This window comes from Vibrio methylphosphonaticus (assembly GCF_023634655.1).
Lineage (GTDB): Bacteria > Pseudomonadota > Gammaproteobacteria > Enterobacterales > Vibrionaceae > Vibrio > Vibrio methylphosphonaticus.
This window is the reverse complement of sequence record NZ_JAMKMS010000007.1, coordinates 152,407-175,600: the sequence shown is the minus strand read 5'-3', so window position 1 is coordinate 175,600 and position 23,194 is coordinate 152,407. Positions and strand designations below refer to the sequence as shown.

The following is a 23,194-nucleotide window of genomic DNA, read 5'->3' as shown; positions in this document are numbered from 1 at the left end:
TTGTTGCAAATAACCTCTAAAATGATAAATGAAAGCTATATGAGTGTAATTTAACGATAGAAACCCTGCATCGAAAAACCCTATAGGTCGGCACTCAACCTGCCATCAAAAGAGATAGATGAGGTGAATGCCAATCTCACCATTCATTCCCCCTCCAAATGACTGGCCATCATTCAGACGAAAAAAAAGCGACAATACGTCGCTTTCTCTGCTGTTCAATACCTTTAAACGAGAGGCAATACCTAATGGCTAGGTATCGAATTAGTGTCCCTACGATTCGTACTCACATTGAAACATAGCTCGGGAAGTCCACTTTCTCCCACAAGCGTTGGCGCAACGACTGACTGCAATGCCACTCCCCCGACATTAACCACTGTGCTATCTCGCTCGCAACATCCGGGTAAACCACTCGCTCTGCTTGTTGCTCATCTAACCAATCTCTAACGACAGACGCATTTAATGTATCCATACTATGAGCCAATCCAAGGCTTTCTAGTGTCGCGGCATTGCTTTGTTGTTCGAACTGCCCTTCTAAGGGCTTTACCAGTAACTTCTTGCCTAAGCTCAATGCTTCAGAAGGCAATTCGAAACCACCATTTGCAATGACACCATTACATCGATGTAAGTCAATTTGGAACGTCTGGTGACTCAATGGCTTCATCGTCAAATTTTCTATGGTCTCCATTTCAACAATATCAGGGTGATAACAAACAAATGGCTGATTAACAAAGCGCACTAAAAGATCAATGATGACATCGAGACTTTCGAACGGCAGATACACTAGAACCATCTCATCTGACGTTACCTCATGGGATTGAGTATGCACAATCGGTGGTAAAATGGGCTGATCAAAGTGGTACCAATGCAAACCTAATTGGTGATCCGAAGGCGCAAAATGTTGAATAATTTGGCTGTCCAACCAATTTGACCCTTTTTGTGGTACGTCGAAGCGAAAAGCATTCTGATGACTGATGCTCACCGTGGGCACCTTTTGACGCTTCGCCGCCCAAGCAGAGATAGGCTCAAAGTCGTTCACGACTAAATCATAGTGGCTGACATCCAACGATCGCGTTTCCTGCATGAAATGGAGTATGTTGTTGTCCGTTGCCGTTTGCAGATAATCAACCTTGCCATTTTTCGTTACGAAGCTGAATCCGCGTCGAGTCTCGTATTGACCAAATTGCTCCATCGAGAAATACTTTTCTTTGTCACGGCCAGAGAATAAAAAATCCACCTCGACGTCATGGGTGCGTAGTGCTTCACTCATGGCTCTCGCTCTGGCGATATGACCATTTCCTGTTCCTTGAACTCCATATAGAATCTTCACGCACATCCCCTCAAGCCAGTAATTCGACGTAACCCAGTACGATCGAGTTTGACGTTATATAATTTGCAGTAACCCAATTCAGTGCAAACATCGCGCACAAAACGCCTAGCACCGCCCCAATCACAACATCCGTTAAAAAGTGCACGCCGAGTAACACTCGCGACACACCAATCAAAGTCGCCCAAACCAGACAAACAAAGAAAAACTCTGGATAAAAATGGCCAATAACGGTCGCCATAAGAAATGCAGCCGCGGTATGCCCGGAAGGTAAGCTATAGCGATCGGATGGGGTGATGAAGGGCTGAACGTACTGACAAAGCTCTTGTGGACGACGGCGTTTAAAACTATTTTTCGCCACCCAATAAATAGGGAGTTCAACGGCAAAAGCGAGTAAAGCAACGGCAAGAAAGGCCTCGCCTACACGCTCATCAATACACCAAACAAAGGCTGCTATGCAGGCATAAAGAGGCCCATCACCACTTCTAGAAATTAGCCGACTCAGTTGTGCGACTTGCGCATTAAAACGGTGATCCAAACAAAATAATGAAAACGCCAGGTCGAAACGAGCAATCGGTTCAATAGTACGCATGACCTACTCCTTGTCATAGATAATCTCGTATGATCAAAAAATAGTCAGGTTGCATGACAGTTAGGTGACGAATTGTTGGAGTTATGATGAAGGTTAGTGAGGTAACGACTTACCTCACTAATTTTTACGGTCCTGCTTACGAAGGAAAGAGCGCGACTAACGGTTAAATTTCTTCGTGTTTATGTACTAGCCCCCAGTCCGCTAATATGGCGTAAGCTGATGGAATCATAAACAAAACAAGTAATGTGGAAGCAAAAATACCAAATACGATAGAGATCACTAACGGCTGAATAACCTGAGCTTGCATGCTGGTTTCCATTAGCAGTGGCAGTAACCCTGCCGCTGTTGTCATCGACGTTAGGAATACCGCTCTAAAGCGCTCTCGACTGGCTTTCACTACCGAGTCATGAACCGACTCCCCCTCATCAACGTGATGACGTATGTATTGCACCAGTAAGATGGAGTCATTAACAACAATGCCAGCTAACGACACAAACCCCATAATGCTTGGCATACTCAAGGAGTGTCCCAGTAACAAGTGCCCCCAAACCACACCAATGAAAGCGAGTGGAATGGCCAACATGACCACAAACGGCTCTAAGTAACTACGGAACTGATAGCTTAGAATACAAAACACACCAAACAGTCCGAGTAAGAACCCTTTACCCATTGAGGAACCCGTTTTTTCGGTATCTTTTGCTGACCCTTCAAAATCAAAGCGAAGTCCTGGATAAGCTTGCTTAAGGATTGGGACTTCCTCATTCTGGAATTGGCGAATGATTTCAGATGAGCTGACTTTACTACTATCGGTATCCCCAAATACACTGATGGTTCGTAGACCATCGATTCGCTGGATCCTGACATAATTACGCTGAAAATCCATAGTCGCGATGGCACCTAACGGCAATTGTGCCCCATCAGGGAGAATGATCGGGAAATTGGCCAATTGCTGAACATCAGCGATATCGTGCTTGTTGAGTTTCACCTCGATTTTAATGTTCTCGACACCAAGCTGAATTTCATCAGCCGTTTGACCAAAGAAAGCCGCTCGTAATTGATTGGCGATCAGTTGTCCATCTACCCCGTATGTCTCTGCTCCAGGACGCAACTTAACTAGAATTTCTTCTTTACCCAATCGCATGTCATCAAGAACACCATGCACACCATCAAATTCATTGAGATACTGCTGAATATCGATAGACGCGGCTTTAAGTTGCTCAAGATTGTCATGCTTAATACGAATTTCAATCGCTCGACCACCTGGCCCCATCGTTGGTTGTTTAAATACCAGCGAGATAGGATCCGCTAACTCACCAACATCTTCACGCCACGCATCGACAAAGTCATCGATGAGGGTATTTCGCTGTTCCGCCCCTAATAGATCCAGTCGAACGGTGGCAAGGTGAGGCCCTGATTCGTTGGCATCTTGATTGGTATTAAACTGGCTGGTGATCTGCTGAACTAACGTTCGTCCCCCTTCATTGTTCTCACTCCACTCGACATTTAACTTTTTAGCCGAGGCGACAACGCGATCGACCACTCTTTCTGTTTGCGCTAGCGACGCACCGGGCGGCAAAATAATACGAACTTCCGCGGTATCACCATCAAGCTCTGGAAATGGTACAAACTTCACCGCGCCACCCGCAATTAACGCAACAGAAACTAGGAGTAATGACAGCACTCCCCCCATAAAGGCATAGCGCTGCGATACGACCCGATCGACGGCATTAACTAACGTAGTATTTCTAAAGTTCTCAAAGCGCTCTAACAAAACACGCTTAAATTTAATCGGCGGTTTTTCTTTTTTCTGTTTATGTAACGAGTGAGATAGGTGGCTCGGCAGAATTAAAAATGCCTCGATGAGACTCAACGACAATACCAAAATCAGTACCTGGGGCACGGCCTTCAATACCGCTCCCATTTCGCCATCAAGGAACAACAAGCTGCCAAAAATACACACGGTGGTTAAGAATGAGGAAATCACACCGGGTAGGACTTTCTTAACGCCATTAATGACCGCGTCATCAATTTTTTGTCCACGATCAAGATGCGAGGCGATCGACTCAGCAATCACGATGGCATCATCCATCATGATCCCTATCGCCATTAACAGCCCAACTAACGACATAATATTGATGGATAACCCAAGACTCGCCATTAAGAACAAGCCACCTAAAAAGGCGACGGGCAAACCTGCCGCCACCCAAAATGAGTAACGGAAGCTAAAGAATAGCCACATGGTAGCAAATACTAAAACGATCCCTTGCCAGCCATTTTTCACCATCATGGTCAAACGATCCCACAACACAGATGAGATATCGTTGGTCATTTCTAGCGTCACGCCGTCCGGGGCTATAGCGCGTTGTTCTTCAACAAATTGCACCACATTGTCTTTAATTCGAAGTGCATCGTCTTCTTTGTTTTTGCTGATTTTAAGCACTGCCGAAGGCTTGTCATTAAACAACACTTTCTGCTCATCCAACTCAAATCTGTCGGTAATCGTCGCAACATCATTAAGACGAATCAACGCACCTGAAGAACTTGAGCCAATAACCAAAGAAGCAAGCTCTTGCGGCGATACTCGACGCTCATCAAAACGAATAAGGAAGTTTTTATCCTCTGTCTCAACATTACCACTTGGCAACTTAACGTTCTGTTTACCAATTTTAGCTGCAATATCGTTCACACTAAGCCCAAGTTGTCGCATCACTTGGGTATTGAGTTCAACACGATACTGATGATCAGAGAAGCCACTGACCTCAACCAATGACACACCGTAGTCAAGTTTCAATGTTCTCTTGAGTTGTTCGGCGTAGGCTTTGAGTTCTGGCCATCCGGTATCCGCGGTAATCGCAATATCGACCACAGGTTCGTTCCAATCTAATTCTTGGACAATCGGGGACTCGATCTCATCAGGAAAATCATTGATGGAATTAATCTGAGTCTGAACATCCACCAGCATACGACCGATATCCGCTTTCTCAGATAGCTTTAATGTCAGACGGGCTGAACCTTCAATCGCCTCACACTTGGTCTCTTCAATGTTCGCTAAGCCATCAACGGCGTCTTCCATTCGGATACATAGACTCTCTTCCACTTCTTGAGGCGAAGCGCCAGGATAGGTGATCGCCGCCATGATGTAAGGAGGACTGAACTCGGGAAACGTCTCACGTTTGATCGTCGATAATGAAGATAGACCCAGTATCACGAGGGCCAGCATCAACAAGTTGGCAGCAGTAGGGTGCTTTGCGAAGAAACGAATCATGACTCAGGTTCCTCCTGCTTCACGCTTGAATCTCTAAGCAGCATGCCCTCGATCGCAGGCAATAAGTCATTCAGGATCAGTTTCTCTCCCCCTTGAAATGCCCCTTTCACTGATACCTGATTATCACGGCGATACACAACCGTAACCGGCATGATAGCGAGACGCTGCTCTGCATCCATGAGGTAGACTTTATCACCATGTAAAGCTCGCTCTGGAATGAGCCACGCTTGCTGCGGCTTACCTTCAATGATCGCCTTAACAAACATTCCATTGACCAACAGCGGTGTATCAGACAAACCATTTCCTGTTGTCGCTTGTGGGATCTCTAAGATCACACCTGCCGTTGCTTGGTTAGGATCCACCGTTTCACTCACACGAACCACTTTTGCTGGCCATGTTGATAACAGGTTACCGCTACTTAACTCAACGACCGCGTTCAGGCTTTGTAGCGGATTTTTTTCATCGCCATTAAGCGTAGTCGCAATCAATTGAAGATCGTGTATGGATAACTGAGCTTCCACTTCCATCATGTCAGTACCGTGTGCCGTGACCATGGCTTGCTGCTGATTGACCACTTGATTGACCTCGGCATCCACTTCGGCAATTCGCAATGTCTGTGGTAAGTAAATGCGTGTTTTGGCGAGCAGTCGCTGCGCTTCTTGCTCTTTCGCGTTATTCACATTGACCACCGCAAGCGCCACCTCTCTTTCGTCCGGTAGCAACGCAAGCTGGTTTTGTAGCTCTTGCACCAGTTTTTGTTGTGACAGCATGTTTTGCTTCTGGGTATCCACATCCGACTGCGAGCTTAGGCCTCGCTTATTAAGATCGACTCGTCGCTGGTACTCATTCTTTGTTAACGTCAGGCGATTAAGCTCAATGGTTAGCGTTTGCTTTAAATTAATTTCTTCTTGATCAATACGCGCGAGCTGCGTCTGACTGGATTTCACATCGGCAATCGCCTGTGACAACCTGAGTTCGTAATCGAGTGGATCAATACGCAGTACTTCCGTACCCGCAGCAACGATGTTGCCCTTTTCTAACGCAGGGTGTTTGTACACTACTTCACCCGATACTTCTGATATAGCCTTCCATTCAAGCTTTGGCGTCACACGACCAAAACCCACCGCTAAAGGAGAAGAAGTTTTCGGCTGCATGGTAAGGATATCCACCACTCTGGCTCGATCACCAGCAGGCTTTGTTGGAATATCGGGTCTTAAATTAATCGCGGCAATCAATACGACGACCCCAACAGCAAGCGCAGGAAAAAACAGTAATTTCTTATTCATAGACTTCATCGTTAACATTCTGATTTTCATTAATTAGTACGTAGCAAGCCACGCGTAAGAAGTTGGATATTGTGGTCGAGTAACTCATCGAGAAAGGTTTCCGTTAGCTCAATACCATGCAGTTGCAACATCGCAGGGGGGGCAAGGAAAGGGAAAACCATGAGGGCAATAAAGGAGACTTTACATAACTTAGGATCCACTCCATCTCGTAAATAGCCCGCGGATTGTAATTTGCCAAAGATTAAGTCGTGATCAGGCCGACCAATATCGCTAAAGACTTTCTCAAACAGGCGTCGCTGTGTGGCCGATGGCGGCATATGCATAACTTGAGAGAGCAACCTTGGAAACTGTGGCACCTTATTCATCTCGTGATAATAGATTCGCATAAACTCAAAGATGTTTTTGTGATCATCCGAGATAAAGGTTGCTTCCATTTGTTGCTTCATCGGTTGAATCGTCTCTCGAATCATTGCCTCAAACAGCCCCTCTTTATTACCAAAATAGTAACGAATCATCGCGATATTGACACCGGCCCGCTGGGCGATAAGGCGAGTAGAAACCTTGTCATAAGGCATCACGACAAACAAATCACGAGCATGACTTAACAGTTTTTCTCTGGTGTCAGTTTGCTTACTAGGTCGTCCAACCTTTCTTTTTATCGCCACATCGCTCTCTTGCATCTCTGATCTCTGATCTCTGATCTCTGATCTCTATAATTAATCAATCGATTAATTATAGAGCAATTAGTTAACACATCGAGAGCGTTTAAATTCATCACTATTTAATCAATTGATTAAATAGTGATGACAGCATCTAATTTTCATCTTACTCCTCCGATAACTAGAAAAAAGAGAGGAAAGACTTGACGATGAACGGTGAGTGCGGTACTAATTTGTTAACCAAATTTCGTGGAATGTATAACAATGACATTACGTTTTTCTCTCCTGCTGAGCCTCCTCCTTATCGTGAACAAAACGCGCGGGTAGCCAGTGTCTGAAAAACACCACTAAGAATTTTCTTAAAGCCCGCATCGAGATGCGGGCTTTTTTATATCAATCGAACAGGACGTAAACGATTAACCTGTACAAAGAGGAAGCAAATATGAATGACCAGGTAATTATCTTTGACACCACGTTGCGTGACGGCGAGCAGGCTCTTTCAGCAAGTTTGACAGTAAAAGAAAAACTGCAGATTGCTTTTGCTCTCGAACGCTTAGGTGTGGATGTTATCGAGGCTGGCTTCCCAATTTCATCGCCAGGTGATTTTGAGTCTGTACAGGCCATTGCTAAGAACATCAAAAATAGTCGAGTTTGTGCTTTGTCTCGAGCGGTAGCCAAAGACATCGATGCGGCAGCAGAAGCCCTGAAAGTTGCCGATGCTTTTCGTATCCACACGTTTATTTCTACTTCGACGGTACACGTACAAGATAAATTGCGCCGCAGTTACGACGATGTAGTCGAAATGGCAGTAAAAGCAGTCAAACATGCCCGTAACTATACTGACGATGTCGAATTTTCTTGTGAAGATGCGGGCCGAACGCCTATCGATAACCTGTGCCGCATGGTGGAAGCCGCCATCAACGCTGGCGCAAAAACCATCAATATTCCGGACACCGTCGGCTACACCGTGCCTAATGAATTTGGTGGCATTATCCAAACCTTGTTTGACCGAGTTCCTAACATCGACAAAGCCATCATTTCTGTGCACTGCCACGATGACTTAGGCATGTCGGTTGCTAACTCGATTGCTGCCGTCCAAGCGGGCGCACGTCAAATTGAAGGCACCATTAACGGCATTGGTGAACGTGCGGGTAACTGTTCGCTAGAAGAAATTGCCATGATCATCAAAACTCGCCAAGAGTTATTGGGCGTGCAAACAGGTCTAAATCATCAAGAACTGCACCGCACCAGTAAATTGGTCAGCCAGCTTTGTAATATGCCTATTCAAGATAATAAAGCTATTGTTGGTGCCAATGCATTTAGCCACTCTTCAGGCATCCACCAAGATGGCATGATCAAAAATAAAAACACCTATGAAATCATGACTCCTGAGTCAATTGGTCTTAAAAACAAAGCGTTGAATCTTACCAGCCGTAGCGGCCGTGCGGCCGTGAAGAGCCATATGGACTCAATGGGTTACAACGAAGCTGAATATAACCTAGATGCATTGTATGACGACTTTTTGAAACTGGCGGATCGCAAAGGGCAAGTCTTTGACTACGACCTAGAAGCCTTGATGTATTTCTCAAATCTTCGCGAAGAAGACGACTTCTATAAACTCAACTACTTGAGCGTTCAGTCTGGTAGCATCATGGCAACAACCAGCATCAAAATTCAATGTGGTGATGAAGAGCGTTGCGAAGCGGCAGTAGGTAATGGCCCGGTTGACGCGCTTTATCAATGTATTTACCGTGTAACAGGGTACGACATTGTTCTAGATAAATTCGATCTGACTGCAAAAGGTGAAGGCGAGGATGGTTTAGGTCAAGCCGACATTATCGCCAACTACAAAGGACGTAAATACCACGGGACCGGTGTTTCAACTGATATTGTCGAAGCCTCTGGTCAAGCACTACTGCACGTGATCAACAGCATTCACCGTGCCAATCAAGTAGAAGAAATAAAACAGAAAAAGGTAGAGACCGTTTAAGTCTTTATCAAGCATTTTAAAAATTAACGCAAATACAACAAGTAAGGAACAGGACACCATGGCAGGCACATATAAAATTGCAGTATTACCAGGCGACGGCATTGGACCAGAAGTAATGGCTCAAGCACACAAAGTATTGGATGCAATTGAAACGAAACATGGCATCACATTTGATTGCGAAGAATTTGATGTGGGTGGTATCGCCATTGATAACCATGGTTGTCCGCTTCCAGACAGCACAGTCAAAGGCTGTGAAGACTCCAATGCGATTCTATTTGGTTCCGTTGGCGGTCCTAAATGGGAACATCTAGCACCCAATGACCAACCAGAGCGTGGCGCCCTACTTCCTTTGCGTAAACACTTCCAACTGTTTTGTAATTTGCGTCCCGCGCAGATTCACAGCGGCTTAGAAGACTTTTCTCCACTGCGCGCTGACATCTCAGCTAAAGGCTTTGACATTGTCGTGGTTCGCGAGCTGACCGGCGGCATCTATTTTGGGCAGCCGAAAGGACGTGAAGGTGAAGGTCCAACAGAAAAAGCATTTGATACCGAAGTGTATCACCGCTACGAAATTGAACGCATTGCCAAAATAGCCTTTGAGTCTGCTCGCCTGCGTAATAAGAACGTTTACTCCATCGATAAAGCTAACGTACTACAAAGCTCTATCTTATGGCGTGAAGTGGTTGAAGAAGTGGCAAAAGACTACCCAGATGTCACGCTTAACCATATGTATATCGACAATGCGACGATGCAACTGATTAAAGACCCATCTCAGTTCGATATCATGCTTTGCTCAAACATCTTCGGCGACATCATCTCTGATGAATGTGCCATGATCACGGGTTCAATGGGCATGTTGCCATCAGCAAGCCTAAATGAAAGTCAGTTTGGTTTGTATGAACCTGCAGGTGGTTCTGCGCCAGATATTGCGGGTAAGAACATTGCTAACCCTGTCGCGCAAATCCTCTCTGCGGCACTGATGCTTCGTTACAGCTTAGGTGAAGAAGCCGCGGCTCAAGATATTGAATCTGCAGTAAGTCAGGCACTGTCTGCTGGCGAACTTACTGCAGATCTATCTGGTGATAAACCTGCTCTAAGCACATCAGAGATGGGCGATAAAATTGCTAGCTATATCGCTAATAGCTAATAGCTAATAGCGATATAGCTAATAACTAATTAGCTTGCCACAAACATGGTTGGCAATTACGCGATGACACACGATGTCATCGCGACATCATAATAAGAATACTCTGCTTGCGTGATGAAATAATTCGCGCAGACCAACAGCAAGGAATTAGCAATGTCGAAAACACTGTATGAAAAAGTCTATGATGCGCACGTCGCCGTAGAAGCCGAAGGTGAAAACCCAATTCTTTATATTGACCGTCACCTCGTCCATGAAGTGACCTCTCCACAAGCGTTTGATGGTTTGCGTGAGAAAGGTCGCCCAGTTCGCCAAGTCAATAAAACTTTCGCCACCATGGATCATAACGTATCCACGACAACGAAAGACATCAATGCGTCAGGTGAGATGGCGCGTATCCAAATGGAAACGCTATCAAAAAACTGTGAAGAGTTTGGTGTCACACTGTATGACCTTAATCATAAATATCAGGGTATTGTGCACGTCATGGGACCTGAGTTAGGTATCACACTTCCAGCAATGACCATTGTATGTGGAGACTCTCACACCGCTACCCATGGCGCATTTGGTTCACTGGCTTTCGGTATCGGTACGTCTGAGGTTGAGCACGTATTAGCGACGCAAACCCTCAAACAATCTCGTGCAAAAACCATGAAGATCGAAGTAAAAGGGAAAGTGGCGCCAGGTGTAACAGCAAAAGATATCGTGCTTGCCATTATTGGTAAAACGACAGCCGCTGGCGGTACTGGCTATGTGGTTGAGTTTTGTGGTGAAGCCATCACCGATCTTTCTATGGAAGGCCGAATGACCGTGTGCAATATGGCCATCGAACTCGGTGCTAAAGCAGGTCTAATTGCACCAGATGAAACGACATTTGACTACATTAAAGGCCGTAAGTTTGCGCCGCAAGGCAGCGACTGGGATGCAGCCGTTGAGTATTGGAACACATTTAAAACCGATGCGGATGCGACATTTGATGCGGTAGTCACGCTAAATGGTGCCGACATTAAACCTCAAGTCACATGGGGCACCAACCCGGGTCAAGTCATCGCGGTAGATCAACCTATTCCAGCACCTGAAAGCTTTGCGGATCCAGTAGAGAAGATGTCTGCAGAAAAAGCGTTGGCGTACATGGGACTTGAAGCGGGTAAATCATTGACTGATTATAACGTTGATAAAGTCTTTGTCGGCTCTTGCACAAACTCTCGTATCGAAGATATGCGTGCTGCCGCTGCTGTTGCGAAAGGTCGCACCGTCGCCTCTCACGTTCAAGCATTGATTGTTCCTGGTTCTGAGCAAGTAAAAACTCAAGCAGAAGCAGAAGGTCTAGATGTGATCTTTAAGGAAGCGGGATTTGAGTGGCGCCTACCTGGCTGCTCTATGTGTTTAGCAATGAACAATGACCGACTGGGTCCTCAAGAGCGCTGTGCGTCAACCAGTAACCGTAACTTCGAAGGTCGCCAGGGTCGTGATGGCCGAACACACTTAGTCAGCCCTGCGATGGCTGCTGCCGCTGCTATTGCTGGTCATTTTGTTGATATCAGAGAATTGGACTCATAAGGAATAACACATGTCAGGATTTAAACAACACACTGGGTTAGTCGTCCCTTTAGATATCGCTAACATCGACACTGATGCAATTATTCCTAAGCAATTTTTGCAAAAAGTCACTCGCACCGGCTTTGGTCAGCACCTGTTCAATGACTGGCGCTTTCTTGATGATGCAGGCCAACAACCTAACCCTGAATTCATCATGAATGCCCCCCGTTATCAAGGCGCGAGCATTTTGCTCGCTCGTGAGAACTTTGGCTGTGGTTCTTCACGAGAGCACGCACCTTGGGCGCTGGCTGACTATGGCATTCAAGTGATGATTGCCCCGAGCTTTGCCGATATTTTTTACGGTAACTCCATTAATAACCAAATGGTGCCAGTTCGATTAACCGAACAAGAAGTCGATGAGCTATTCCACTTTGTGAATGATAATGAAGGGGCAGAAATCACCGTCAATTTAGAGTCAATGACAGTATCGGCTAATGGTAAAGAGTATTCGTTTAAAATCGATGAATTCCGTCGCCACTGCTTGCTAAACGGCTTGGATAATATCGGTCTGACACTACAACACGCCGATAAAATAGCGGCCTATGAAGCACAGATACCAAGCTTTCTAAAATAACAATTTTTGAGTAAGCTCGACCGTGCACTCACATCAATCCCGGCTCTATCGCCGGGATTTTTTATTTATCACTCACACCTACCCTATCGGGACACGAAAGCCTACCTTGCTTTCCCGCGATCAATGACAATAATTACTTCAATATGAAAGTTTATAGCGCTGACTAAGGTCTTCTAAAACTAGTCACCATCAATACGGATATTCATTATGTTTCGACTATTATCATTTATTGCCCTTTTTCTGGCGACCAACGTGTTGGCTGCCCCAAAGTCTGAGCTCTGGAATTTTTGGAATGTGAGTGACGAGTCCAATGCACAAGTGATTTCCCATCAACCTTGGCAACAGTTTCTTGACCGCTATTTGGTGAGTGAGGGAGACAATACGTTAGTTCGCTACGTTCGCGTATCGAGCGATGACAAGCAAAACTTAAAGCGTTATCTGGAACAACTTGCTACTACCGATCCAAGAACACTGAATCGAGCAGAACAGTATGCCTACTGGGTTAATCTCTATAACGCCATCACGGTGGATCTTATTCTTGACGACTATCCGATAAAGTCCATCACCAAACTTGGCGGACTATTTAGCTTTGGTCCTTGGGGGGATGATGTCATTACCATCGCAGGTCAAACATTGACGTTAAATGATATTGAGCACCGGATCTTGCGCCCAATTTGGAACGATCCACGCACACATTACGCGGTCAACTGTGCAAGCTTGGGTTGCCCTAATTTACAACCTCAAGCCTTTAATGCTCAAAATACCCATGCGCTACTCGAACAAGCGGCGGCAACATTTATTAATAGTGACAAAGGTATTGATATGCAGACAGACAAGGCAACGCTATCTTCCATTTACGACTGGTTTGCCGAGGACTTTTCTGCGCAAGGTGGGGTGATTGCGCATATCAGCCAATATCGCCCAGAAGTTGCCCAATTTAACGGGCAACTTGACTACGATTATGACTGGGCGTTGAATTCAAAATAACGCGAGCTCTGTCGATAACGTTATTGGCGTAGGATAGGATAACCGCTGAACTAAAAGCTCGATCCTGGCTGCGTCAAAAACTCAATTTCTTCCTGCGTAGACGACCGTCCTAAAATTTCATTTCGATGTGGGTAACGCCCAAAACGCGCAATAATAACTTGATGGCGCAATTCAAAATCAAGGGTCGATTCCACGCCATTATCGGTAAATAATTTGACCGCGTGCTCATGAATCACAAACGATTCACTGTGCATGAATGGCATATATAAAAAGGTTCGCTCTTGAGTATTAAGTGCGGCATCTAACTTAAGGACAATACACTCTTGCGCTAAAACCAGCGCCATGGGATCGCAAGCAAACGCACCGACTTGACCTCGATACAGGTTTCGAGAAAACTGATCCAGCACGATCACTTCGGCTAAACGCCCTTGTGCGCTTTCCCGCCATGAAGACAATTCACCCGCAGCAGCGGCAGCATGCAATTGTGTGAATCGCTCAACAATAACCTCATCAATCGACGCCCCGCCTGAAAACCAATCACTCGGCGTCAATTCATCAAACCAAAAGGTTAATACGTCCTTGTACCCAATCATTATTTAAACCCTTTTACCTTTTTAATTAAGTCATAGGCTTTTTGAATTTCCTGCGATTTTTCTTTCGCAACATTCATCATCTCAGGAGGTAATCCCTTCGCCATTAACTTATCTGGGTGGTGCTCATTCATCAATTTACGATGGGCACGCTTGAGTGTTTTCGCATCGGCCGATTCGTCCACACCTAGTACATTATAGGCATCCGACAGCTGAGAAGCACTGCTCGCTTGCTGCCAACTTCCGCCTTGACCACCTTGATACTGCCCGCCTTCGAAACCACCGTGCTGGAAACGAAACGCGGCTTCTTGCATCCGCAGTCGTTGCTCTAGTTGCTCAGCAGAAAAACCTAGCCCCTGAGCAATGCGATGTAATACATCACGCTCACTTGGGTGAATACTGCCATCAGCAAAAGCTGCGGAAATTTGCAGCTCCAAAAAAAACTGCAGCAGATCATGGCGACCACCCGACGATATTCTTACCTTGTCGAGCGTACGTTCTAAGGGGAAATCCGCTTCTTTCCCTAATCTAAATGCGTTCTGAGCTTGTTTTTTCTGCTCACCATTAAGATTCATGCGATCCATCATGATGGTTGCAAGTTGAATTTCTTCTTGAGTCACTTGGCCTTTTGCTTTGGCCACATGCCCCATGACAGCGTAAGCGGCATTCAAAAATTCTTGCTGGCGCTCTTCTTGATTAACACCGCCAAAACCTGAGCGGTTAAACCCAGCGCGATTCAAACGTCTAGCTTTATCAAACTGGTGCCCAAGGAACAATCCAAACAAGGCACCAAGAGGCCCGCCGAAGAGTATGCCAAAGAATACACCTAAAATTTTTCCTATCATTTGTATAATGTGCTCTCTATCTATGAATTTTTGCGTTGATTCGCAGTCTACTAGTGTCTGTAAGGTCAATTTCCTTTATGATAGGAACCGTCTTATATACGATTCAATATCAATCGAATTCAATAGAATGAATCAAGTTAAACAGGATAGTACAACTCGATGTCACGTTATTCACGCTCATATCTAGCAGCTTCTGTCGCTGCTGCGCTGCTCGCGTCTTACGCACACGCCGAAGATACATCGAAAAATAATGGGCAAAGTATGCCTCCAACAGACCAGTGCTCTGTTGATACTGCACAAAGTTCTGACTCCAATCAAGAGCCAATCAATATTGAAGCCGACTCATTAGAGGCGATCAATGGCCAACGTGCGACCTATAAAGGCGATGTGGTTGTCACTCAAGGCAATAAAATCATCACCGCAGATCAAGTGACACTGCACCAAGATGAGAACGTTGTTGTCGCTGAAGGCAACGTGACCTTAGATGATGGCCAGCTAAAAACCGTTTCAGACAAAATCACCAATAATCTCAATAAAGATGAAATTACCGCAGAGAACACCAGCTATAAAATGCTATGTGGGGGCGGTCGTGGTGACGCCGTTTATGTCTCTAAGACTGGTAAGTCTATGTATCAAATCGAAGATGGTTCGATTACGACTTGCCCTGAAGATGATAACTCTTGGCGATTTCTGGCAGACGACATAAAAGTTGATCAAGAAAACGAAGTGGCAAAGCTGTATGGCAGCCGAGTCGAAGTCAAAGACGTACCCATTTTTTACATGCCCTATATGAGCATGCCGACGAGTAACAAGCGAAAAACGGGTGTTCTTTTTCCGTCGCTGTCTTTGGGGTCAAAAAACGGTCTTGAGTTACAGGTTCCGGTCTATTGGAATCTAGCACCCAACTACGACCTACTGACTACGTTCCACTATATGCAGACTCGTGGACTCCAACTAAAAGGTAACCTTCGTTACCTCACCGGAACCAGTAATGGAACACTCGATGCCGAGTATTTAGCGAACGATGACAAATACCCAGAATACGGCGATCGTTGGGCTGTTCAGTATAAAAATAACAGTCGTTTTGGTGAGCATTGGAAGCTAGACCTTGATTACTCCCAAGTTAGTGACAACGACTACTTCCAAGACTTAGACTCCAGTGTCGGTAGTCGCTCTGAAGGTCAGCTATCTCAAAAAGGTAGTCTCGGTTACCGTGACAAGTATTGGGATGCGGCGCTCACCGTGCAAGATTTCCAAATCCTGGTTGACGACACTAAGCCTTACCAGTTGATGCCTCAATTTGAATTTAACTACTATCGTCCCGACATTTATAGCACCGTCAACTTTGACATGGTGAGCCATATTTCTAGGTTTGAGACAGACGATGAAGACAAACCGTCTGCGACACGTGTGCATGTGGAGCCTGGCTTCACACTGCCTTTATCAAACACCTGGGGTACATGGACCACCGAAGCGCGTTACATGCTGACTCATTATCAACAAGATCTAGAAGGTCGTGACCCTAGTATTGTCGCGGACTTAGACGAAACAGTCACTCGGTCACTTCCTGAATTTAGAACTCACGCGGGCGTGGTGCTCGAACGTGATACGGCCTTTGTAAAAGGCTATACACAAACCCTAGAACCACAAATTCAGTACCTGTATGTACCTGAGGTTGATCAAAGCAATATCTACAACTACGATACCACTTTGCTTCAAACCGATTACTACGGCCTGTTCCGTAGCCGCCGATACAGTGGGGTCGATAAGATTGCAGCAGCCAATCAGATCAGCTACGGTGCAACGTCGCGTTTTTATGATGATGGACAAAAAGAACGTCTTGCTATCTCATTTGGTCAAATTTACTACCTAGACGTGGCTAATAAAAACCCAAACACCTCTAATGATGATGCTAATTCAAACTACTCATCTTGGGCGGTAGAAACCGACTTTATCTATAATGACCGTATTTCCTATCATGGAGGGGTTCAATACGATATCGACTCTTCGGCCATATCTCTCGCCAATAGTGCAATTGAATACCGTATCCAAGATGACTTTATTCAAGCGAACTATCGTTATGTCACCAAAGAATATATCGAGAGTGTTAATAGCTATACCACGGATGAGCTTGATAAACTGACAAGAAACGGCATCAATCAAGTCGGGTTTATGGGCGGATATCAAATAAACCAACGCTGGCTCGCTACCGGGCAGTATTACTATGACATGACTGAAAAAGTCTCAGTAGAATGGCTGGCAAAGCTCGAATACCACTCTGATTGTTGGTATCTCGGTCTTGATTACAGCCGTCAATTAAGAAGCTGGGAGTCAGGCATTGTAGGAATCGGCGCGGCAAACTTTGAAGATAATGTTCGCTTTAGCTTTGGTATTACTGGATTGGGTGGCAGCTCAAAAGCACCTGAGCCACCAAACGGTAACGCCCTTAAATATGGCCGACCTTTTATACTGAATAATTAATTCCCTGATGACACGCCTCACGGAAAGAGGTCATGTTAGGAACTTTATACGCTTGTCCAACTCTTAGTTGGACAAGTTTACACTAGGAATATCGATGAAATTTATTAGCAAAATTCTCTCTACCCTATTATGCGCGACCGTCGCGCTGCATGCGTTTGCAGCACCGGTTGAACTAGATAGAGTACGTATCGTAGTTAACGATGGTGTTATTTTACAAAGCGATATTGACGCTGCGACTAAGACACTATTCGCCAACGCAAAAAAGAACAATCAAGAATTGCCATCACAAGATATCATTCAAGAACAAATTTTTGACAAGTTAATTCTAGAAAAGCTGCAACTACAAGAAGCGGAAAGAATCGGCGTTCGTATTGATGATAATCGACTTGAAGATACGCTGAAAGACATCGCGAGCAACAATCAGCAAACCGTCGCTGAACTCCGTCAAACCGTTACTGAAGAAGGCTTAGGATGGGGCGCATTTCGTGAACAAATCCGAGACGAAATCGCCGCGAGTGAAGCTCGAAATGCCATGGTTAGACAGCGTATTAACATCCTACCCGCAGAGGTTGATAACCTAGCTGAGTTACTCGCTCAAGAAAGTAATGCCACCGTCACCTATAAAATTAGCCACATTCAATTGCGCTTTAAAGAAGGCGAGGATAAAAGTGACGTTGAGAAACAAGCAAAAGACATCGTTGCCAAACTCAATGATGGCGAAGACTTCTCAACAATGGCTTACACGTATTCTAAAGGGCCAAAAGCCTTAGAAGGTGGTGATTGGGGCTGGATGAGAAAAGAAGAAATGCCTACGATTTTTGCAGACCAAATAAAAATGCAGACTAAGGGAAGCATTATCGGTCCTTTCCGCAGCGGTGTCGGATTCCATATCCTAAAAATTGATGATGTAAAAGGGTTAGAAACCGTCTCTGTTACTGAAGTGAATGCGCGTCATATCCTCGTTAAGCCTACTGTTATCTTGAGTGATGAAGGCGTGAAGCGTGCGCTCAACAGCTACATTCAGAAAATTCAATCGGGTGACGCCACCTTCGCAGAGCTCGCCGAACAATACAGTGCGGACCCAGGCTCTGCTGCTCAAGGTGGAGAGCTTGGTTACCAAACGCCAGAGTTATATGTTCCAGAGTTTAAACATCAGGTAGAAACGTTGCCGGTTGGTCAAATTAGTGCCCCATTTAAAACCGTTCATGGCTGGCACATCGTTGAAGTGTTAGACCGACGTGATGTTGATAAGACAGGTTCAGCAATGCAAAACCGGGCGTATCGTATTTTGTTCAATCGCAAGTTTAATGAAGAGGCCTCGGCATGGATGCAAGAAATCCGCGCTAGTGCATTCGTTGAAATGATCGAAGACGAAGATACTGACAATACCAGCAACTAAAGTAGCGAAGTAATCAAGTCGCTGATTAAGTAATCAAGTAACTTAACAACCAACGGAACGAGAAGATTCTATGTTACGCAAAACAAAACGAATTCTAATCACTGCTGGAGAACCTGCTGGTATTGGACCCGATTTAGTCGTCGCATTATCGCAACGAGAATGGCCGTACCAAATCGTTGTCTGCGCCGACAAGTCACTGATTGCCGAACGAGCAAAACAACTTGGCACACCATTGACGCTTATTGATTACGACAGTGCATCTCAAGATATACACCAAGCTGGGACGCTAATTATCCTTCATGAACCTTTGAGCACACCAGTGCAAGCTGGACAGCTTGATGAGTCTAATGGTCAGTACGTATTAAATACGCTAGAAAAAGCAGCAAAGGGCTGTATGAATGGGGAATTTGATGCTATTGTCACCGGCCCTGTGCATAAAGGGGTGATCAACCGTGCTGGCGTCAGCTTTAGCGGTCATACTGAGTTCTTTGCTGAGGTGTCAAATACACCACTTGTCGTAATGATGCTGGCTACCGAAGGCCTCCGTACTGCGTTGGTGACGACCCATTTGCCTTTGACAGCCGTCTCTGCCGCAATAACCAAAGAACGTGTCGCAAGTATCGTAGAGATCCTGCACCACGACCTCGTCAGTAAATTTGGCATTGATCATCCAACCATTTATGTATGTGGGCTAAACCCCCATGCAGGAGAAGATGGGGTCCTAGGTTCTGAAGAAATCGATACGATTACGCCAACACTAGAAACCCTTCGCAGGGAAAAAGGTTATAACCTTATCGGCCCACTACCTGCCGATACGATTTTTAATGACAAATACCTGCGCGATGCAGACGCTGTTTTAGGTATGTATCACGACCAAGTTCTTCCTGTATTAAAATACAAAGGCTTTGGTCGTTCAGTAAATATCACACTTGGTCTACCCTTTATAAGGACATCGGTTGATCATGGCACTGCTTTAGATCTTGCAGGCACTGGCCTGGCAGATTTTGGCAGCTTTGAGACAGCATTAGCATACGCGATAGATTTAGTAGAGAGCAGACAATGAAAAATGATGTCCACTTAGGGCACAAAGCGAAAAAGCGTTTTGGTCAAAACTTCCTTAACGATCCGTACATCATCGATGGTATCGTATCGTCTATCAATCCACGACCAGGTCAAAACCTCGTTGAGATTGGTCCAGGCCTTGGCGCGATTACAGAGCCTGTCGGCAAAGAAGTCGATAAATTCACAGTGATTGAGCTCGACCGAGATTTGGCTGCACGACTACGTAATCACCCAGACCTTGCTGATAAACTCACGATTCACGAAGGCGATGCGATGCGCTTCGACTTCAATCAATTAGTGAAGCCAAACAACAAACTGCGAATATTTGGTAATCTGCCTTACAATATTTCAACACCGTTGATGTTTCATCTTTTTGAATTTCATAAAGATATTCAAGACATGCACTTCATGCTACAAAAAGAAGTCGTCAACCGTCTCGCAGCAGGCCCTGGTAGTAAAGCCTATGGCCGATTAACCGTCATGGCACAGTACTACTGCAAGATTGTTCCCGTTCTAGAAGTCCCACCGACGGCATTTATTCCACCGCCTAAGGTCGATTCTGCCGTCGTTCGTCTAATGCCGTATGAGGTACTCCCTCACCCAGCAAAAAACATTAAGTGGCTAGAGCGAGTATGTCGTGAAGGCTTTAATCAGCGTCGTAAGACCGTACGAAACTGCTATCGCTCTCTATTGTCTATAGAGACTTTAGAAGAATTGGGGGTCAACCCAAGCATGCGACCAGAGAACCTAACGCTTCAGCAATTTGTTGCGATGGCGAACTGGCTTGAAGACAATCATACGAATTAATCCCCTAGCCTAGCACATTGTGCTGGGCTTTTTTTTAAGCAAAGGATAGAGACATGGACACTTCTTCCCCTTGTGTTAAATGCCAAGTACATACTAAATACATTGCAGAACAATCTGATCCTGATAATCAACGCTTTGTCTTTGCCTACATCATTACCATTAAAAACCTCAGTAAAGAAACGATCCAATTGCTTAGTCGCCGTTGGTTAATTACCGATGCAAATGGTAAACAAATGAGTATTGAAGGTGAAGGTGTCGTTGGGCAACAACCGGTGATTGAGGGCAATGACGAATACACTTATAGTAGCGGTACGGCAATAGAAACTCCGGTTGGAGTCATGCAAGGTCACTACGTCATGCTTGATGGAAAGGGATTAGAATTCAAAGCAGACATTGAACCATTTCGTCTTGCCGTACCAAATATACTCAATTGATATCATTCGATAGTCGTATAAATTCACCTCACACGTCATATAGTGTGGCATGCAGTAACAATTACGACTCCACTAACACTACACTTATTGACTTCCTAACGTTATAGGTACAATTTGGCCAACTATATTATCGGCGACATTCAGGGCTGCTTTGATGAGCTGACCCAATTGCTCAAATCTGTCGAGTTTGATGCCAGTGTTGATACGCTCTGGGTCGCAGGCGATCTCGTTGCTAGAGGTAATAAATCTTTAGAGACCCTTCGTTTTCTTAAGGGACTGGGAGAGGCGGCAAAGATCTGTCTAGGCAATCATGATCTTCATCTGCTGGCCGTCTCTTTGGGTGTACATCGAGTCAAAGCGAAAGATAAAACATTGCCTATCCTTGAAGCAGACGATCGTATTGAATTGTTAGAATGGCTTCGCCAACAGCCATTACTTCTCGAGCATGATGAATTTGTTGTCTGTCACGCCGGTATTTCTCCGGACTGGTCACTCTCTACGGCAAGCGCATGTGCGCGTGAGGTAGAGGCAGAGTTATCCTCAAACCGTTGGCAGCAGCTGATTACTAATATGTACAGCAATCAGCCAGACAAATGGCACACGGACTTAAGCGGGATAGACCGTTGGCGCTACACAATCAACGCGTTCACACGAATGAGATTTTGTTTCCCTGATGGGCGCCTCGACATGGCATGTAAGGTGCCTCCTGAGGAAATAAAAGACGGCCAGTTACTCCCTTGGTTCCAAGTTCCACAAAGAATCCAGTTGCAAAAAACCGTTTTATTTGGCCATTGGGCAGCATTAGGTGGATATATGAGTCATGAAGTAATCGGGTTAGATACCGGCTGCGTGTGGGGAGGAACGCTGACTATGATTCGCTGGGAAGATAAAACATTGTTTTCTCAAGCCGCGCTGTAGGACTCAAAGCGCTCAGGCTTAAAAGATTGGTGATCGACGATATTTTCTTATCGCACAATTTTCTTATCGAAGAATTTTCTTATCGAACATTGAGCGGAAGGCGTTATTCCACAGGTTGGAGTCAGCATTTCTACCAACCTATGGGTTCATCTTTAGACAATCGGCTCTACGGGTTCTCAAGCACAACAAAGTTCATATCGTATTGGTTTTTCTCATCAGCAGTAAACGCCTCACGATAGGTTTCAAGCCACTCGCTTCCCCATTCAGGAAACTGCGTGTCTCCATCTATCTTAGCCTCGATGAACGTCAAGTAGAGCTTATTTGCCATTGGTAAGCAATGTTGGTAAAACGCCCCGCCACCAATGATCATCACTTCCGCCTCATCATGCACTAACGCCAACGCGGCATCTAATGATGTTACTGTATCAACACCATTAATGGTCAGCGTCTCATCCCTAGTCACAACTATATTTCGTCTTCCCGGCAAAGCACGTCCAATAGAATCATAGGTTTTTCTTCCCATAATCACAGGTTTCCCCATGGTGCATTTTTTGAACCACATAAAATCGGCAGGAAGGTGCCAAGGCATTTGATTATCTTTGCCAATAATGCGATTACTCGCCATGGCCGCTATCATACTGATGATCATTGTTGCATTATCCTATTGAGCTATAAACCTGAAATAAAACCGTAGTGAAGCGAGCAGCAAGTAAAGTACAGACTTGTGAGCCATAATCCGCTCAATGACCCTCAGTCAAACGCCTGGTAATCACACTACTGAGCGACGACGGTAGAATAGCAGCCCCGGTATCGCTAAGCCAATAGCAAGCCCGGCGATAATAAACATCGCCTTTAAAAAATTCTCCATCAGAGTCGCGAGTAATTCAGGGGTAAAACCGAGATGATTGATCTCCACCATAGCGATCATGGCCTTAAAAGCGAATACGCCTGGTATCATAGGAATCATCGCCGCGACCGTGAATACTTTAGGATGCGCCAAAAATCTATGTGACCAGTGAACCCCAATGCACCCTACTATTGTCGCCGCAAAAAACGTTGCCCATTCTATCGGCATCCCATAGTGCATCATGAGGAAACGACCGCCATGACCAATTGCACCGCCAATCGCACAATACGCTAAAGCACCTTGGGGAACGTTAAACACCAACGCAAACCCCACTGCGGGTATCGCTGCGAAAAACATATCATTGAGCAGTGCGATAATCAGGTTGAATTCA

General features: G+C 45.3%; 20 protein-coding genes. 11 read left to right on the top strand and 9 right to left on the bottom strand.

Annotated elements, in window-relative coordinates; translation table 11 throughout:
• Window positions 1-283: 283 nt before the first annotated feature.
• The 5 genes from M9196_RS10475 to M9196_RS10455 form a co-directional block, all read right to left on the bottom strand.
• On the bottom strand, window positions 284-1,327 hold the full coding sequence (locus tag M9196_RS10475; protein WP_250617487.1) for an MJ1255/VC2487 family glycosyltransferase: 1,044 nt from the start codon (window positions 1,325-1,327) through the stop codon (window positions 284-286).
• A gap of 10 nt (window positions 1,328-1,337) precedes the next feature.
• Window positions 1,338-1,916, bottom strand: a complete 579-nt coding sequence (locus M9196_RS10470) for a phosphatase PAP2 family protein (RefSeq protein ID WP_250617486.1) — start codon at window positions 1,914-1,916, stop codon at window positions 1,338-1,340.
• A 163-nt stretch (window positions 1,917-2,079) separates the two neighbouring features.
• A complete protein-coding gene (locus M9196_RS10465) occupies window positions 2,080-5,181 on the bottom strand; it encodes an efflux RND transporter permease subunit (protein WP_250617485.1) in 3,102 nt (1,033 codons plus the stop codon).
• Window positions 5,178-6,476: an efflux RND transporter periplasmic adaptor subunit gene (locus M9196_RS10460; RefSeq protein WP_250617563.1), complete on the bottom strand. Its 1,299-nt coding sequence runs from the start codon at window positions 6,474-6,476 to the stop codon at window positions 5,178-5,180. Before M9196_RS10460 ends, M9196_RS10465 begins: the two co-directional genes overlap by 4 nt.
• A 20-nt stretch (window positions 6,477-6,496) precedes the next feature.
• Complete coding sequence (locus tag M9196_RS10455; RefSeq protein ID WP_250617484.1) at window positions 6,497-7,147, bottom strand: TetR/AcrR family transcriptional regulator; 651 nt, start codon at window positions 7,145-7,147, stop codon at window positions 6,497-6,499.
• 421 nt (window positions 7,148-7,568) lie between these two features.
• Between M9196_RS10455 and leuA the strand changes: the two genes are divergently transcribed.
• The 5 genes from leuA (at window position 7,569) to M9196_RS10430 (ending at window position 13,420) form a co-directional block, all read left to right on the top strand.
• Complete coding sequence (leuA, locus tag M9196_RS10450; RefSeq protein ID WP_250617483.1) at window positions 7,569-9,116, top strand: 2-isopropylmalate synthase; 1,548 nt, start codon at window positions 7,569-7,571, stop codon at window positions 9,114-9,116.
• 58 nt (window positions 9,117-9,174) lie between these two features.
• A complete protein-coding gene (gene leuB, locus M9196_RS10445) occupies window positions 9,175-10,263 on the top strand; it encodes a 3-isopropylmalate dehydrogenase (protein ID WP_250617482.1) in 1,089 nt (362 codons plus the stop codon).
• A 153-nt stretch (window positions 10,264-10,416) separates the two neighbouring features.
• A complete protein-coding gene (leuC, locus tag M9196_RS10440; RefSeq protein ID WP_250617481.1) occupies window positions 10,417-11,820 on the top strand; it encodes a 3-isopropylmalate dehydratase large subunit in 1,404 nt (467 codons plus the stop codon).
• Window positions 11,821-11,830: 10 nt separating this feature from the next.
• On the top strand, window positions 11,831-12,433 hold the full coding sequence (gene leuD, locus M9196_RS10435) for a 3-isopropylmalate dehydratase small subunit (RefSeq protein WP_250617480.1): 603 nt from the start codon (window positions 11,831-11,833) through the stop codon (window positions 12,431-12,433).
• A 207-nt stretch (window positions 12,434-12,640) separates the two neighbouring features.
• Entirely contained in the window at window positions 12,641-13,420 is a 780-nt protein-coding gene (locus M9196_RS10430) for a DUF547 domain-containing protein (RefSeq protein WP_250617479.1), read from the top strand.
• 50 nt (window positions 13,421-13,470) lie between these two features.
• Here M9196_RS10430 and M9196_RS10425 read toward each other — a convergent pair whose 3' ends face one another.
• Entirely contained in the window at window positions 13,471-14,016 is a 546-nt protein-coding gene (locus tag M9196_RS10425) for a DUF924 family protein (RefSeq protein ID WP_250617562.1), read from the bottom strand.
• The gene (djlA, locus tag M9196_RS10420) at window positions 14,013-14,861 is read right to left on the bottom strand and encodes a co-chaperone DjlA (protein ID WP_250617561.1); all 849 of its coding nucleotides are present in this window, start codon (window positions 14,859-14,861) and stop codon (window positions 14,013-14,015) included. Before djlA ends, M9196_RS10425 begins: the two co-directional genes overlap by 4 nt.
• A 153-nt stretch (window positions 14,862-15,014) precedes the next feature.
• Here djlA and lptD point away from each other — a divergent pair, with 153 nt between their 5' ends.
• The 6 genes from lptD to M9196_RS10390 all read left to right on the top strand — a co-directional run bounded on the left by lptD (window position 15,015) and on the right by M9196_RS10390 (window position 21,956).
• Window positions 15,015-17,336 carry an LPS assembly protein LptD gene (gene lptD, locus M9196_RS10415; RefSeq protein WP_250617478.1) on the top strand — a complete coding sequence of 774 codons (2,322 nt, stop codon included), beginning with the start codon at window positions 15,015-15,017 and terminating at the stop codon, window positions 17,334-17,336.
• 94 nt (window positions 17,337-17,430) lie between these two features.
• A complete protein-coding gene (surA, locus tag M9196_RS10410; protein WP_250617477.1) occupies window positions 17,431-18,735 on the top strand; it encodes a peptidylprolyl isomerase SurA in 1,305 nt (434 codons plus the stop codon).
• 70 nt (window positions 18,736-18,805) lie between these two features.
• Entirely contained in the window at window positions 18,806-19,798 is a 993-nt protein-coding gene (gene pdxA, locus M9196_RS10405) for a 4-hydroxythreonine-4-phosphate dehydrogenase PdxA (protein ID WP_250617476.1), read from the top strand.
• Complete coding sequence (gene rsmA, locus M9196_RS10400; RefSeq protein WP_250617475.1) at window positions 19,795-20,604, top strand: 16S rRNA (adenine(1518)-N(6)/adenine(1519)-N(6))-dimethyltransferase RsmA; 810 nt, start codon at window positions 19,795-19,797, stop codon at window positions 20,602-20,604. The genes pdxA and rsmA overlap by 4 nt, the downstream gene beginning before the upstream one ends.
• 53 nt (window positions 20,605-20,657) lie before the next feature.
• Complete coding sequence (gene apaG / locus M9196_RS10395) at window positions 20,658-21,038, top strand: Co2+/Mg2+ efflux protein ApaG (RefSeq protein ID WP_250617474.1); 381 nt, start codon at window positions 20,658-20,660, stop codon at window positions 21,036-21,038.
• Between the two features lie 114 nt (window positions 21,039-21,152).
• Window positions 21,153-21,956 (top strand): symmetrical bis(5'-nucleosyl)-tetraphosphatase, encoded by an 804-nt coding sequence (locus M9196_RS10390; protein WP_250617473.1) that lies wholly within the window; start codon window positions 21,153-21,155, stop codon window positions 21,954-21,956.
• 166 nt (window positions 21,957-22,122) lie between these two features.
• Here M9196_RS10390 and folA read toward each other — a convergent pair whose 3' ends face one another.
• Window positions 22,123-22,605 carry a type 3 dihydrofolate reductase gene (gene folA, locus M9196_RS10385; RefSeq protein ID WP_250617472.1) on the bottom strand — a complete coding sequence of 161 codons (483 nt, stop codon included), beginning with the start codon at window positions 22,603-22,605 and terminating at the stop codon, window positions 22,123-22,125.
• Window positions 22,606-22,725: 120 nt separating this feature from the next.
• Window positions 22,726-23,160 carry a threonine/serine exporter family protein gene (locus tag M9196_RS10380; protein ID WP_250617560.1) on the bottom strand — a complete coding sequence of 145 codons (435 nt, stop codon included), beginning with the start codon at window positions 23,158-23,160 and terminating at the stop codon, window positions 22,726-22,728.
• Between the last annotated feature and the right edge of the window lie 34 nt (window positions 23,161-23,194).

Coding starts and splice junctions, on each gene's coding strand:
- M9196_RS10465 (WP_250617485.1), bottom strand. CDS start 5,181: ATGATTCGTTTCTTCGCAAAGCACCCTACTGCTGCCAACTTGTTGATG.
- folA (WP_250617472.1), bottom strand. CDS start 22,605: ATGATCATCAGTATGATAGCGGCCATGGCGAGTAATCGCATTATTGGC.
- leuB (WP_250617482.1), top strand. CDS start 9,175: ATGGCAGGCACATATAAAATTGCAGTATTACCAGGCGACGGCATTGGA.
- pdxA (WP_250617476.1), top strand. CDS start 18,806: ATGTTACGCAAAACAAAACGAATTCTAATCACTGCTGGAGAACCTGCT.
- leuC (WP_250617481.1), top strand. CDS start 10,417: ATGTCGAAAACACTGTATGAAAAAGTCTATGATGCGCACGTCGCCGTA.
- lptD (WP_250617478.1), top strand. CDS start 15,015: ATGTCACGTTATTCACGCTCATATCTAGCAGCTTCTGTCGCTGCTGCG.
- rsmA (WP_250617475.1), top strand. CDS start 19,795: ATGAAAAATGATGTCCACTTAGGGCACAAAGCGAAAAAGCGTTTTGGT.
- leuD (WP_250617480.1), top strand. CDS start 11,831: ATGTCAGGATTTAAACAACACACTGGGTTAGTCGTCCCTTTAGATATC.
- M9196_RS10430 (WP_250617479.1), top strand. CDS start 12,641: ATGTTTCGACTATTATCATTTATTGCCCTTTTTCTGGCGACCAACGTG.
- apaG (WP_250617474.1), top strand. CDS start 20,658: ATGGACACTTCTTCCCCTTGTGTTAAATGCCAAGTACATACTAAATAC.
- M9196_RS10470 (WP_250617486.1), bottom strand. CDS start 1,916: ATGCGTACTATTGAACCGATTGCTCGTTTCGACCTGGCGTTTTCATTA.
- M9196_RS10380 (WP_250617560.1), bottom strand. CDS start 23,160: ATGTTTTTCGCAGCGATACCCGCAGTGGGGTTTGCGTTGGTGTTTAAC.
- leuA (WP_250617483.1), top strand. CDS start 7,569: ATGAATGACCAGGTAATTATCTTTGACACCACGTTGCGTGACGGCGAG.
- M9196_RS10455 (WP_250617484.1), bottom strand. CDS start 7,147: ATGCAAGAGAGCGATGTGGCGATAAAAAGAAAGGTTGGACGACCTAGT.
- surA (WP_250617477.1), top strand. CDS start 17,431: ATGAAATTTATTAGCAAAATTCTCTCTACCCTATTATGCGCGACCGTC.
- M9196_RS10460 (WP_250617563.1), bottom strand. CDS start 6,476: ATGAAGTCTATGAATAAGAAATTACTGTTTTTTCCTGCGCTTGCTGTT.